The 12,462-nt window shown below is 60.6% G+C and carries 13 protein-coding genes; 9 read left to right on the top strand and 4 right to left on the bottom strand.

The genetic code is table 11. The features are described 5' to 3' along the window. Positions 1–125: 125 nt before the first annotated feature. From prc to AC1IN8_RS00470, 4 genes are all read right to left on the bottom strand, one after another. Positions 126–2,138 carry a carboxy terminal-processing peptidase gene (gene prc, locus AC1IN8_RS00485; RefSeq protein WP_139434458.1) on the bottom strand — a complete coding sequence of 671 codons (2,013 nt, stop codon included), beginning with the start codon at positions 2,136–2,138 and terminating at the stop codon, positions 126–128. A gap of 8 nt (positions 2,139–2,146) precedes the next feature. Next, positions 2,147–2,785, bottom strand: a complete 639-nt coding sequence (gene proQ, locus AC1IN8_RS00480) for an RNA chaperone ProQ (protein WP_139434456.1) — start codon at positions 2,783–2,785, stop codon at positions 2,147–2,149. A gap of 101 nt (positions 2,786–2,886) precedes the next feature. Continuing rightward, positions 2,887–3,345 (bottom strand): GAF domain-containing protein, encoded by a 459-nt coding sequence (locus tag AC1IN8_RS00475; RefSeq protein ID WP_005329612.1) that lies wholly within the window; start codon positions 3,343–3,345, stop codon positions 2,887–2,889. A 111-nt stretch (positions 3,346–3,456) separates the two neighbouring features. Further along, positions 3,457–3,915 (bottom strand): hypothetical protein, encoded by a 459-nt coding sequence (locus AC1IN8_RS00470; RefSeq protein ID WP_479757681.1) that lies wholly within the window; start codon positions 3,913–3,915, stop codon positions 3,457–3,459. Between the two features lie 282 nt (positions 3,916–4,197). On the opposite strand from AC1IN8_RS00470, the gene ccoN reads away from it, so the two are divergent. The 9 genes from ccoN to AC1IN8_RS00425 all read left to right on the top strand — a co-directional run bounded on the left by ccoN (position 4,198) and on the right by AC1IN8_RS00425 (position 12,330). Further along, on the top strand, positions 4,198–5,622 hold the full coding sequence (gene ccoN, locus AC1IN8_RS00465; protein ID WP_106886751.1) for a cytochrome-c oxidase, cbb3-type subunit I: 1,425 nt from the start codon (positions 4,198–4,200) through the stop codon (positions 5,620–5,622). An 18-nt stretch (positions 5,623–5,640) separates the two neighbouring features. After that, a complete protein-coding gene (ccoO, locus tag AC1IN8_RS00460) occupies positions 5,641–6,255 on the top strand; it encodes a cytochrome-c oxidase, cbb3-type subunit II (RefSeq protein WP_106886750.1) in 615 nt (204 codons plus the stop codon). A gap of 11 nt (positions 6,256–6,266) precedes the next feature. Beyond that, on the top strand, positions 6,267–6,446 hold the full coding sequence (locus AC1IN8_RS00455) for a cbb3-type cytochrome oxidase subunit 3 (RefSeq protein ID WP_005329633.1): 180 nt from the start codon (positions 6,267–6,269) through the stop codon (positions 6,444–6,446). Next, complete coding sequence (gene ccoP / locus AC1IN8_RS00450) at positions 6,446–7,423, top strand: cytochrome-c oxidase, cbb3-type subunit III (protein ID WP_139434450.1); 978 nt, start codon at positions 6,446–6,448, stop codon at positions 7,421–7,423. Before AC1IN8_RS00455 ends, ccoP begins: the two co-directional genes overlap by 1 nt. Positions 7,424–7,548: 125 nt before the next feature. Continuing rightward, positions 7,549–8,037 (top strand): FixH family protein, encoded by a 489-nt coding sequence (locus AC1IN8_RS00445; RefSeq protein ID WP_139434448.1) that lies wholly within the window; start codon positions 7,549–7,551, stop codon positions 8,035–8,037. A gap of 89 nt (positions 8,038–8,126) precedes the next feature. Beyond that, on the top strand, positions 8,127–10,511 hold the full coding sequence (locus tag AC1IN8_RS00440; protein ID WP_479758449.1) for a heavy metal translocating P-type ATPase: 2,385 nt from the start codon (positions 8,127–8,129) through the stop codon (positions 10,509–10,511). A gap of 136 nt (positions 10,512–10,647) precedes the next feature. Then, positions 10,648–10,836 carry a cbb3-type cytochrome oxidase assembly protein CcoS gene (gene ccoS / locus AC1IN8_RS00435; RefSeq protein WP_139434446.1) on the top strand — a complete coding sequence of 63 codons (189 nt, stop codon included), beginning with the start codon at positions 10,648–10,650 and terminating at the stop codon, positions 10,834–10,836. After that, on the top strand, positions 10,820–11,506 hold the full coding sequence (locus tag AC1IN8_RS00430) for a sulfite exporter TauE/SafE family protein (protein ID WP_479757680.1): 687 nt from the start codon (positions 10,820–10,822) through the stop codon (positions 11,504–11,506). The genes ccoS and AC1IN8_RS00430 overlap by 17 nt, the downstream gene beginning before the upstream one ends. A 68-nt stretch (positions 11,507–11,574) precedes the next feature. Further along, positions 11,575–12,330, top strand: coding sequence for an FNR family transcription factor (locus AC1IN8_RS00425; RefSeq protein WP_025327016.1), 756 nt, complete (start codon positions 11,575–11,577; stop codon positions 12,328–12,330). Positions 12,331–12,462: the final 132 nt, after the last annotated feature.

Below are 12,462 nucleotides of genomic sequence, written 5' to 3'. Positions count from 1 at the left end.
ACGCATTGTTATCAACGTGTCAGAGGCTGTCACAACGATCCCGCAGGGTCAAATAGTTTGCATTCAGCCAAAAGAGAGGGCGACCTGAGTCGCCCTTGCATTCATGTGGATGTCACCCTGGACATTCAGCCCTTGCTGAGTCTCGCCAGATCCGCCGTGATGTTCGCGGCTTCGATCTGATACTCGTCGGGGGCCTCGAAATCGGCAGGCAGTTCATCCAGGCTCTTCACCGTCGGCTTGCCAAGGCGGGTCAGTCGCTCGTTGGCTCGCGCCAGCGCCTTCTCGTCCTGCTTGGCCTGATCCGCCAGTCGCTCGGCTTCGTTCAGGGAGACCGACTTCTTGTCCTTGTCCTCCTGATACTCCTTGATGTCCTGCATCACGTAGGCAAATTCAGGATCCTTGGCGATCCGCGCCTCGTGAGCCGACTTCAACCTGGGCAGCAGACTGGAGAAGTCCCCCAGCTTGTCGTAACTGGCCGAAGCTATCTTGTCCCAAGGCAGGGCGTTGAACTCCCGGCTCTCCCCGGTCTCGTCCGGCGAGACGGCGGTCGGGAAGTCGATGTCCGGCGCCACCCCCTTGTTCTGGGTACTGCCGCCATCGATCCGGTAGAACTTGGCGATGGTGTACTGCACGTGACCCAGCGGCTGCTCGTAGAAGTCGTAGACCTTGGCGAGGCTGCGATGCTGCTGCACCGTCCCCTTGCCGAACGAGTTCTCGCCGAGGATCAGGGCGCGGCCGTAATCCTGCATGGCGGCGGCGAAGATCTCGGAGGCCGAGGCGCTGTAGCGGTCGATCATCACCGACATGGGGCCGCCGTAGTAGACGTTGCCGTCATCGTCACCGTTGACGGTGATACGACCCATGTGATCACGAATTTGCACCACGGGACCACTGGCGAAGAACAGACCGCTCAGGGCGGAGGCTTCCGTCAGGGCGCCGCCGCCGTTGCCGCGCAGGTCGACGATGAGACCATCGATCTTCTGCTTGTTGAGGCTGGAGAGCTCCTTGATGACGTCGTCATGGAGATTGACGTAGAAGCTCGGGATCTCGAGTACCCCTATCTTCTTGCCTTCGGCGTTGATCACCTTGGACTTGGCGGCCCTGTCTTCCAGGCGCACCTTGTCGCGGGTCAGCTCCACCAGCTCGGTCTTGGCGGTCGCGCCCTTGCCGCGCTGGATCTCCAGCTTCACCTTGCTGCCCTTGGGTCCCTTGATGAGTTCGACCACGTCATCGAGACGCCAGCCGATCACATCGACAATCTTGCCATCGTCCTGCCCTACCCCGGTGATCTTGTCATCGGGCTTGAGGTGGTTGGACTTGGCCGCCGGGCCGCCGGGCACCAGGGAGCGGATGACGGTGAAGTCATCTTCCGCCTGCAGCACGGCACCTATGCCCTCCAGCGAGAGGTTCATCTCGGTGTTGAAGCGATCGGCGCTGCGCGGCGAGAGGTAGCTGGTGTGGGGCTCGATGGCACGGGCGAAGGAGTTCATGAAGAGCTGGAACACATCCTCGCTCTCGGTCTGGGACATCCGCTTGATGGCGTTGTTGTAACGCTTGCCAAGCAGCTCCTTGATCTCGGGCCACTCCTTGCCGCTGAGCTTGAGGCTCAGGGCATCGAACTTGACCCGTTGACGCCACAGCTCGTTGAGCTCGGCCTCGTCTTTGGGCCAGGGAGCCCCTTCCCGATCGAAGATGTAATTGTCAGGCTGGGTGAAATCCAGGGGAGTGTCGAGCAGTTTGAGGGCGTATTCGAACCGCTCGTAACGCCGCTGCTGACTCAGGTTGAACATCTCGTAGGCCGGAGCCAGGCGCCCTCTCTCGAGGTCGGTGTCAAAACCGGTACGGTACTTTTCAAAACGGCTGATGTCAGAGGCCAGAAACAGGTTGCGGCTGTAGTCCAGATTCTCCAGATATTTGTCAAATATCACGGAGGAAAAGGCATCGTCCAACTTGAACTGTTTGTAGTGAGAGCGGGTAAACAGATTGGCAATTCGCTTGCTGGCCGTAGCATGTTGGCTCTCCTGAGCCAACACAGGCAAATCACTTTCCTTGAGCACCGGCTCGATGGCCTGTGCGAGCCCGGCGAGCGCCAGGCTACAGGCAACGAGGGAAAAACGAATCACGCCATGCTTCAACATTCGTCTCCTTAGAGAACCAGATGCTCGAACTTGACCCGCAACATCATGCCGGTCTGCAATTGAACCTGTACGTCATCCTTGGTCACTTCCTTGATGGTCGCAGGCACGGGAGACTTGCCCAGCACGACGCGCACGCCTTGATCCACTTTCAGGGTGGCGGCATCCACTTTGACCAGGGGAGCATCAGCTACAGGCGCGGCCTTGGGAGCGGACCTGGGCTTGTCGGAGCGAGGAGCATCGGCCTTGCGCGGCGCGTTTCGGCGCGGCTGCTTGGGCTTGTCTTCCTTCTCCTTGGTGTTGGTGCGGCGGCTGGCAAAGACACGCTCTTTGCTCTCCTTGAGGGCCTGTTTGGCATGTTCGATGTGCTCTTCGGTCAGCAGCTCACCGGGGTTGCCATCCAGATCGACACGGGCCTGGCCAGCCTTGAGGCCATGCAGGTAACGCCAGCTGGAGGTGTATTGACGCAGAGCAGAGCGCAGCATGGTCTTGGAGACTCTCTCGTCATCAGCAAGACGCGCGGCCAGATCCTGGAAGATGCCAATCTTGAGTGGCTTGGCCTCTCCTTCAGCGATGAAGCAGGCCGGGAATTTCTCGACCAGGTAGGCAACGATCTCTTTACTGTTCTTCAGCTTTTCAGTGTTTTCCATGTATAACCTTGGCTTTCATATAGACGCACGGGCATGCCCGAACACAACAAAGGCCCTATTATAGAGAGCTTGGGACCTTTTGCGAACCATCTAGCAATGACTTAGAGCATGCTTTCCAAAATTTGCACCGTTTCTTCGAGGCCAATCCGGTCCTCCTGGTCGAAACGGTTAAAAATCGGACTATCCACGTCCAGCACCCCGATGATCTCACCACCGCGACGCAGCGGAATCACGATTTCCGAATTGCTGGCGCCGTCGCAGGCGATGTGACCCGTGAACTGGTGTACGTCGTCCACCAGCTGGGTCTTACCCTCGGCCACCGCCGTGCCACAGACGCCGCGGCCCACCGGAATGCGCACGCAGGCCGGCTTACCCTGGAAGGGGCCGAGCACCAGGGTCTCCCCTTGCAACAGGTAAAAACCGACCCAGTTGATGTCGGCCAGCTCCTGATTGAGCAGGGCAGACAGGTTCGCCAGGTTGGCAATCAGGTCGGGTTCACCCTCCAGCAGCGCCTGGGCCTGCTGGTTGAGGGTGCGATAAAATGCTTGTTTTTCAATCATGATTAAATGAACTTCACTCCTTGATAATGAATGCAAGGTACCGACCTGCCTGAAAAATTCAAATCAAATTTCACTTCTCCCCCCTCCTGGGCCGCAAACGGCAGCCTGCTGTCAGGGGGAAACCCCCAGCGCCAGTTGCTGGCGCTGGCCATTGCTCCACTCGATATTGAGCAGCCACTCCATGGCATCTGTGGTGCAACTTCCTACCTGAGCGGTCCCCTGCCAGCCCCCCTCCTTCGCCTCGAGCTGCACCGGGATGACCCCCATGAACATGGTCCTGCCCTCCAGCCAGGCCTTGATGGGGGTGATGGCGGGGGAGCCCCCCTGAAGGCGCAACACAAAGTCATGTTCAGGACGGATCGGCAAGCCATCTATGCTGGCCGTCAGGGGCTTGTCACCGACCAGAAGGGCACAACTGCTGTGGGACAGATCACAAATCTGATCATTTGTTCCCGTCGTCTCCCCGCCCGGCGGAGCCGAAAACCAGGTCCGATAGGCCATCAGGGAGAGCAAAATGGCCAGCACCATGGTCAAGTGCACGATTTTGCGTGAAGTGAGTCTCTCTTTCATGAAAAAACAGCCCTGTAAGGTACTTTAAAAATGCGATTTTCGTGATCTCGCGCAAGGTAAAAAACCAGGGAGCGCGGGACCCGCTGGAGCCAAATATATCACTGTTTGTACTGTTATTTTACCGGTCAGTTCAGTATCATTCTCAATGAATTTTCATTTAACCACCTTTTGCTTTTCCTTTTATTAACAGATGTTAACGGGAGGATTTGGCAAATCAGGGGTGAAAATGGCCCCGATTACCGGGCGAAAAACAAACAACAGCATCGGAAGCGGAATACAACGATGAGCCATACAACAAACCACCCTGAGTACAACTACACCGTTGTGCGCCAGTTCACCGTCATGACGATTGTCTGGGGAATTGTCGGTATGTCGGTTGGTGTACTGATCGCAGCCCAGTTGATCTGGCCTGCCCTCAACTTTGATACCCCCTGGCTGACCTACAGCCGCCTGCGTCCCCTGCACACCAACGCGGTCATCTTCGCGTTTGGCTGCAGCGCGCTGATGGCCACCTCCTTCTACGTGGTACAGCGTACCTGTCAGGTCAGGCTGTTTGGCGGCCCGCTCGCCTCCTTCGTGTTCTGGGGCTGGCAGGCGATCATCCTCGCCGCCGCCATCACACTGCCACTGGGATACACCACTTCCAAGGAGTATGCCGAGCTGGAGTGGCCCATCGACATCGCCATCGCCGTGGTCTGGGTGAGCTATGCCATCGTCTTCTTCGGCACCCTGGTCAAGCGCACCACCTCCCACATCTATGTGGCGAACTGGTTCTTCGGGGCCTTCATCATCACGGTGGCGGTGCTGCACATCGTCAACAACATGGAAGTGCCGCTCTCGGGCATGAAGTCCTACTCCATGTACTCAGGTGCCATGGATGCCATGGTGCAGTGGTGGTATGGCCACAACGCGGTCGGCTTCCTGCTCACCGCCGGCTTCCTCGGCATGATGTACTACTTCGTGCCCAAGCAGGCGGGACGTCCGGTCTACTCCTACCGCCTCTCCATAGTGCACTTCTGGGCGCTGATCTCCCTTTATATCTGGGCCGGTCCGCACCATCTGCACTACACCGCCCTGCCCGACTGGGCCCAGTCCCTGGGCATGGTGATGTCCCTCATCCTGTTCGTCCCCTCCTGGGGCGGCATGATCAACGGCATCATGACCCTGTCCGGTGCCTGGCACAAGCTGCGCTATGACCCCATACTGCGCTTCCTGATCGTCTCCCTGTCGTTCTACGGCATGTCCACCTTCGAAGGGCCCATGATGGCCATCAAGACGGTCAACGCCCTCTCCCACTACACCGACTGGACCATAGGTCACGTCCACTCCGGTGCCCTGGGCTGGGTTGCCATGGTATCCATCGGCGCCGTGTATCACCTGATCCCGAACCTGTTCGATCAGGGCCGCATGTACAGCATCCGCCTGATCAACGTTCACTTCTGGCTGGCGACCGTGGGCACTGTGCTCTACATCGTCTCCATGTGGATTTCCGGGGTGATGCAAGGTCTGATGTGGCGTGCGGTCAACGATGACGGCACCCTGACCTACAGCTTCGTGGAGGCGCTGCAAGCTTCCTATCCCTTCTACTTCGTGCGCTTCCTGGGTGGCTGCTTCTTCGTCACCGGCATGCTGCTGATGGCTTACAACGCCTATCGCACCGTCACTGCGCCCAAGGGTTCCCTGGAACCCGTCGCACAGCCAGCCTGATCTGAAGGGGTTTAAAGCATGAGCAACAACAACCGTCACGAAATATTTGAAAAGAGCGTCCCCATGCTGGTGATAGGCATCATCTTTGCCATCAGCCTGGGGGGCCTGGTCGAGATCACGCCGCTGTTCTTCCAGAAGCAGACCAACGAGCCGGTGGAGGGCCTCAAGGCCTACACCGCCCTGCAGATGGAAGGACGCGACATCTACATCCGCGAAGGCTGCACCGTCTGCCACAGCCAGATGATCCGCCCGTTCCGCGCCGAGACCGAGCGTTACGGCCACTACTCGGTCGCCGGTGAGAGCGTGTGGGAGCACCCCTTCCTGTGGGGCTCCAAGCGCACAGGTCCGGATCTGGCCCGGGTCGGCGGCCGCTACTCCGACGACTGGCATCGCGCCCACCTCATCAACCCGCGCGACGTGGTGCCGGAATCCAACATGCCCGCCTTCCCCTGGCTCGAGACCAACGTCCTGACCGGTGAACTGACCGGCAAGAAGCTGGCGCTGTTCCGGGATCACTTCGGGGTGCCCTATACCGATGCCGACATCGAGGGTGCGGCCGAGGCAGTCAAGGGCAAGACCGAGCTGGATGCGCTGGTGGCCTATCTGCAATCACTGGGTCATGCCCTGAAATAAGGAGTCGGGATATGGATTACGGCACATTTCGCGGCCTGTACACCCTGCTGCTGATGATCATCATGATCGGCATCATCGTCTGGGCATACAGCAAGCGCCGCAAGGCCTCCTTCGATGAGGCTGCCAACCTGGTCTTTGCCGATGACGAGCAACCCAGTGCTGATAACAAGAACGCAGGAGCGAAGCAATAATGAGCACTTTGTTTAGCATTTTTGTGACCGTCATAAGTCTGGGCACCATACTCGGCTGCTTCCTGCTGCTGATGTGGTGCATGAGGGACAAGATGGGGACCGAAGAGGGCAAGCCCATGGGGCACACCTTCGACGGCATAGAGGAGATCAACAACCCCCTGCCGAAGTGGTGGTCCTATATGTTCCTCTTCTTCATCGTCACCGGTCTCATCTACCTGCTCGCCTTCCCGGGTCTGGGCAACTTCAAGGGGTTGCTGGGCTGGCAGAGCTCCAACCAGGACGTTCGCTCCCTGGCAGAATCCAAGGCGGCGGCAGCCTCTGCCAAGGATGAAGGGCGCGCGGTGGAGTACGATCGGGAACTGGCCAAGGCCGACGAGATCTATGGCGCCAAGTTCCGCGAGCTGACCTACCAGGCCGATGGCAAGAGCTACAAGGAGATCACCGAGATCGCCAAGGACCCGGAAGCCCTGAAAGTGGGTCAGCGTCTGTTCCTGCAGAACTGCTCCCAGTGCCACGGCTCCGATGCCCGCGGTGGTCGCGGTTTCCCGAACCTGACCGACAGCGAATGGCAATGGGGCGGCGCGCCCGACCAGATCAAGACCACCATCATGGGCGGTCGCCAGGGGATAATGGCCGCCTGGGGCGAGATCCTGGGTCAGGACGGGGTCAAGGAAGTGGCCTCCTATGTGCTGAGCCTCTCCGGCCGCAAGGTGGATCTGGTGGAAGCCAAGAAGGGTGAGGCGCGTTTCGCCATGTGCGCCGCCTGTCACGGCCCGGATGCCAAGGGCGGCATCGCCTTCGGCGCGCCGGATCTCACCAACAACACCTGGTTGTATGGCGGCTCCCGCCAGGTGGTCGAGCAGACCATCACCCACGGGCGTCACGGCGTGATGCCGGCCTGGAAGGATATCCTGGGAGAAGACAAGGTCCACCTGCTGGCGTCCTATGTCTACAGTTTGTCCCACCAGGCGCAGTAAAATAAGCAGTAACATGTGATAAGCACGTGATTACTCAGCAAAAAGCCTCGACTCTTCGAGGCTTTTTGTTATCTTGTGTTGGCTAGAATCCCTCCATTTCGTTAACCATTTGTTTCGGTAGCACCATGACTCAACCCTGGTATCGCCAATTCTGGCCCTGGTTCATCATCGCCCTCCCCTGCGCCGCCGTGGTAGGCAGCATCGCCACCGCCATCATCGCCAGCAAGGATGGGGTCAACCTGGTGGCGGAAGACTATTACAAGCAGGGCAAGGAGATTAATCAGGATCTCAGCAAGTTCGATCGCGCCGAGGCCCTCGGCATCCGCGTAGAGCTCTCGGTCAGCGACAAGGAGCTGACCCTGAAGCCGCTGTCGGGGGAGATCCCCGCCGGTCAGGCGCTGCACCTCTCCCTGTTCCACCCGACCCTGGCCGGTCTGGACAGTGATCATCTGCTCACGGCCGATGGCAAGGGAGTCTATCGCCTGATGCTGGACAAGCCCCTCAGCGGCAAGTGGCACATCCGGGTCGATGCCTTCAACCACGAGTGGCGCCTGCAAGAGACGGCCCAGCTGCCGACCAAGGCCCCGGTGGAACTCGATCCCAGGGGACGCTGAGCCCGGGATGAGCGGCAGCGTTCATCCAGGCATGACGGCGTCCTCCCTTATCTCGCCCGCACGGGCAGCTTCCAAGAGGGTTAATGACCATGACCGGCTGTTTTCACTGTGGTGAACCGGTTCCCACTGGCAGTGACTTTACCCTGGAGATCAAGGGGATAGTGCAACCCATGTGCTGCCCTGGTTGCCAGGCCGTGGCACAGACCATTCTCGAATGCGGCCTTGCCAGTTACTACGAACACCGCACCGCCCCCGGCATCAAGGGGGAGCTGGTTCCCAGCGAGCTGGCGGCCCTCACCCACTACGATCTGGCCGAAGTGCAGCAGGAGTTCGTCACCGAAACCGGTACCCTGCGGGAGATCCAGCTCAGCGTGGAAGGGCTGACCTGCGCCGCCTGCGCTTGGCTTATCGAGCGCCACCTGATGGGGCTCGCGGGTCTTCACTATGTCAACGTCAACACCACCACCCACCGCGCCCGCATCAAGTGGGATCCGGACAGGCTCTCGTTAAGCGACATCCTCAAGGGATTCGCCAAGATTGGCTATCGCGCCTATCCGTTCCAGACCCACAGCCAGGAGGCCCTCTACGCCCGCGAGGTGCGCAACTACATGTTCCGCATGGCGCTGGCCGGCCTCGGCTCCATGCAGGTGATGATGTGCGCCGTGGCGCTCTACATGGACCTCTTCATCAGCGTGGAAGAGGAGTTCATGATCTACTTCAAGTGGATAAGCCTGCTGCTCTCCACCCCCATCATGATCTACTCGGCCCAGCCATTTTACGCAGGGGCCTGGCGCAGCCTGAAACAGGGCCACCTCTCCATGGATGTCTCTGTGTCGCTGGCCCTCATCGGTGCCTTCGTCGCCTCCATCTGGGCCACCGTCTTCAACACGGGTGAGGTCTATTACGACTCCATCACCATGTTCGTCTTCTTCCTGCTGCTGGGGCGCCTGCTCGAGTTGAGGGCGAGGCGCAAGGCATCCGAGTCCAGCTCCAACCTGGCGCGCCTGGTGCCCATCATGGCCACCCGCATCGATGCAGATGGCGAACACGAGGTGGCCGCCAAGACGCTGCGGATGGGGGACAGGGTCCGGGTGCTGGCCGGGGCAACCCTGCCGGCAGACGGCATCATCACCCTGGGGCAGGCCAGCCTCAACGAAGCCATGCTGACCGGCGAGCAACTGCCCCTGCTCAAGCAGGCGGGGGATCCCGTCTTCGCCGGCACCATCAGCACGGATGCACCGCTGGAGATCCGGGTCAGCCACCCCATCGAAGAGTCGCGCCTCGCCCAGATCATGCGGCTGCAGGACAGCGCGCTGGACGACAAACCCGCCATCGCCCAGCTGGCGGATGTGCTCTCCCGCCATTTCATCCTGGTGCTGCTGCTCATTGCGGCCGCGGTCTGGACCTTCTGGCACTTCCATGCCCCGGAGCGGGCCTTCTGGGTCACCCTGTCGGTGCTGGTGGCCACCTGCCCCTGCGCCCTGTCGCTGGCGACCCCGACGGCGCTCACCTCGGCCACCGCCCACCTGACCCGCAGCGGCATACTGCTGCGCCGCGGCCACGTACTGGACGTGCTGACCCGGGCCAACCGCATCGTGATGGACAAGACCGGGACCCTGACCACGGGCAACATCAGCCTGGTGGGCGTCCAGCCCCTGGCGGAGCTTGGCGAAGACGAGTGCCTGGACATCGCCCGCGCCCTGGAAGCCTACTCCGAACACCCCATAGCCCGCGCGTTTCGCAGCAAGGGGGCAGACGATGCCGTGCTGCTGGCAGCCAGCGAGGTGACCCCCGTCATCGGCCACGGCATCCAGGGCAGGATAGCGGGCAAGCATTACCGCATCGGCAGTGCCCGCTGGCTCGGGCTGGCTGATGAGCAGGAGGCGACCCAGGGGCTGGCCATCTATCTGGCCGACGAGACCGGACCCCTGGCCCGCTTCACCCTGGCCGATACGCTGCGTGCGGATGCCGGTGCCCTGATCCAGGCCTTCAAGGCAGCCGGGCTGCAGACCACCATCCTCACCGGCGACAGCTCCCCTCAGGCCGACGCCGTGGCCCGTGAGCTCGGGGTCGATGAGCTGGTGAAAGGGGTTACCCCCGATGGCAAGCTGGCCTACCTCAAGGCCCGGGAAGCGGCGGGAGAGATCAGCATCATGGTGGGAGATGGCATCAACGACGCTCCTGTACTGGCCGGTGCCCATGCCTCCTTCGCCATGGCGGGCGGCACGGATCTGGCGAAAAACAGCGCCGACGCCATACTGCTGGCGGACGATCTCTCCCGCCTGCTGGCCGCCCGCGCCCTGGCGCTGCGCACCCGCAGGATCATCCAGGAGAACTTCGCCTGGTCCATCGGATACAACCTGCTGGTGCTGCCGCTTGCGGCCAGCGGCTGGCTGCCCCCCTATCTGGCGGCGGCGGGCATGTCGCTGAGCTCCCTCATAGTCGTCACCAACTCCATGCGCCTCAATCGATGAGCCCGCGCTGGAAAATGCCGAAAATGTGGCCAGCCTCCGATGCAGGCCACATTTCTCGCCGATAGCGGCTGGCCCCCTGCCCGAACAGGGTTACCATGGGGGTCGATTGCCACGGATGAATGCCAAGGTAGCTCCCATGAACATCATTTTTGTCCTGATCCCCATCGCCATCCTGTTCGTCATCATCGCGGGGGCCGTCTTCTTCTGGGCCATTCGCTCGGAGCAGTTCGAGGATCTCGACCGCCAGGGCTCCAACATACTGTTTGACGAGGAGCAACCCGCCACCAAGGGCAAGGATCAGCCGAGCGATGACCAGCAGCCTTGATCTGATGGGGGCCCTGCTGGTGGGACTGGCGGGCTCAGGCCACTGCATCGCCATGTGCGGCGGCGTCTCCGCCGCCCTCTCCATGGCCATCCCCGCCGAGAAGCAGCACTTCTGGGGGCGCCTTGGCTATCTGCTCAACTACAACCTGGGGCGGATCCTGAGCTATGTGCTGGCTGGCGCCCTGGTGGGCGGGCTGCTGGCCACCACCAGCGAGCTCGGGGCCGGCAAGCACGCCATCGCCGGCTTGCGCCTCGTTGCGGCCCTGCTGATGATAGCCCTGGGCCTCTATCTGGCGGGCTGGTGGCGGGGAGTGCTGGTGCTGGAACGCATGGGCGCAAAATTCTGGCCTCTTATCAAGCCGCTGGCTGGCAAGTTCATCCCCTTCACGTCGGCCTGGCAGGCCCTCCCCTTTGGCATGGTGTGGGGCTGGCTGCCCTGCGGTCTGATCTACTCCATGCTCACCTGGAGCGCGGCGGCAGGCTCCGCCGGGGGCGGTGCACTCATCATGCTGAGCTTTGGTCTGGGGACCCTGCCGACACTATTCGCCCTGGGGGGGCTGGCAGACAGATTGCGCTACTGGCTGACCCTGCGCAGCCTGCGCCTCGGCGGTGCCTTGCTGCTCATTGCCTATGGCCTGCATACCCTCTGGATCGGGCTGGCATCCTTTTGAAACCCTATCCAAAACGGATGAGTTGGTGGTAAACTTGTTTGATATAAATCAATTATTCATATGAGCCTATGATCCCGGACAAGAAACCTGGCAGACGTATTCAGAGCGGTGGCTGTGCAATTCATTGCCAGGATTGCAGCATCAGTCAGCTCTGCATCCCCTTCACCCTGAACGACAGTGAGCTCGATCAGTTGGACAGCATCATCGAGCGCAAAAAGCCGATCCAGAAGGGCGAGGAATTGTTCAAGGCCGGCGATGAACTGAAATCGCTCTACGCCATCCGCTCCGGGACCATCAAGTCATACACCATCACCGAACAGGGTGACGAGCAGATCACCGCCTTCCACCTCGCAGGGGATCTGGTCGGTTTCGATGCCATCCACAAGCAGGCACACCCCTCCTTCGCCCAGGCGCTGGAAACTGCCATGGTGTGCGAGATCCCGTTCGATGTGCTCGACGATCTCTCCGGCAAGATGCCCAAGCTCCGCCAGCAGATCATGCGCCTGATGAGCAACGAGATCATGGGCGATCAGGAGATGATACTGCTGCTCTCCAAGAAGAACGCGGAAGAGCGCCTCGCCGCCTTCCTGCACAACCTCTCGGTACGTTTCTCCGAGCGCGGCTTCTCCGCCAAGGAGTTCCGTCTCTCCATGACACGGGGTGACATAGGCAACTATCTCGGCCTCACCGTCGAGACCATCAGCCGCCTGCTCGGTCGTTTCCAGAAGTCCGGCCTCATCAGCGTCAAGGGCAAATACATTACAGTGCTGGATCACGTGGCCCTCGGCGTCATGGCCGGCGCCACTCGCCCAGCCTGCGGCTGATCACCCCTTTCCCCTCTGTTGCCGGATCGGTTCACCCTGAAATTTGATCCGGCACACCTTCCCGTCTCCCCCCTTGGGCTAAGCTGTAATGGCTAAAGAGTTGCCATCATTGGCGTTTTTGCCAAGGAGGAG

The sequence above is a fragment of the Aeromonas sp. 130281 genome (assembly GCF_056642115.1).
Note: the sequence above shows the minus strand (reverse complement) of the source record. Positions and strands in the feature narration are given on the sequence as shown.

What these genes read in the sequence shown, in the direction of transcription:
- prc (WP_139434458.1), bottom strand. Translation starts at nt 2,138, where the DNA reads ATGTTGAAGCATGGCGTGATTCGTTTTTCCCTCGTTGCCTGTAGCCTG.
- proQ (WP_139434456.1), bottom strand. Translation starts at nt 2,785, where the DNA reads ATGGAAAACACTGAAAAGCTGAAGAACAGTAAAGAGATCGTTGCCTAC.
- AC1IN8_RS00475 (WP_005329612.1), bottom strand. Translation starts at nt 3,345, where the DNA reads ATGATTGAAAAACAAGCATTTTATCGCACCCTCAACCAGCAGGCCCAG.
- AC1IN8_RS00470 (WP_479757681.1), bottom strand. Translation starts at nt 3,915, where the DNA reads ATGAAAGAGAGACTCACTTCACGCAAAATCGTGCACTTGACCATGGTG.
- ccoN (WP_106886751.1), top strand. Translation starts at nt 4,198, where the DNA reads ATGAGCCATACAACAAACCACCCTGAGTACAACTACACCGTTGTGCGC.
- ccoO (WP_106886750.1), top strand. Translation starts at nt 5,641, where the DNA reads ATGAGCAACAACAACCGTCACGAAATATTTGAAAAGAGCGTCCCCATG.
- AC1IN8_RS00455 (WP_005329633.1), top strand. Translation starts at nt 6,267, where the DNA reads ATGGATTACGGCACATTTCGCGGCCTGTACACCCTGCTGCTGATGATC.
- ccoP (WP_139434450.1), top strand. Translation starts at nt 6,446, where the DNA reads ATGAGCACTTTGTTTAGCATTTTTGTGACCGTCATAAGTCTGGGCACC.
- AC1IN8_RS00445 (WP_139434448.1), top strand. Translation starts at nt 7,549, where the DNA reads ATGACTCAACCCTGGTATCGCCAATTCTGGCCCTGGTTCATCATCGCC.
- AC1IN8_RS00440 (WP_479758449.1), top strand. Translation starts at nt 8,127, where the DNA reads ATGACCGGCTGTTTTCACTGTGGTGAACCGGTTCCCACTGGCAGTGAC.
- ccoS (WP_139434446.1), top strand. Translation starts at nt 10,648, where the DNA reads ATGAACATCATTTTTGTCCTGATCCCCATCGCCATCCTGTTCGTCATC.
- AC1IN8_RS00430 (WP_479757680.1), top strand. Translation starts at nt 10,820, where the DNA reads ATGACCAGCAGCCTTGATCTGATGGGGGCCCTGCTGGTGGGACTGGCG.
- AC1IN8_RS00425 (WP_025327016.1), top strand. Translation starts at nt 11,575, where the DNA reads ATGATCCCGGACAAGAAACCTGGCAGACGTATTCAGAGCGGTGGCTGT.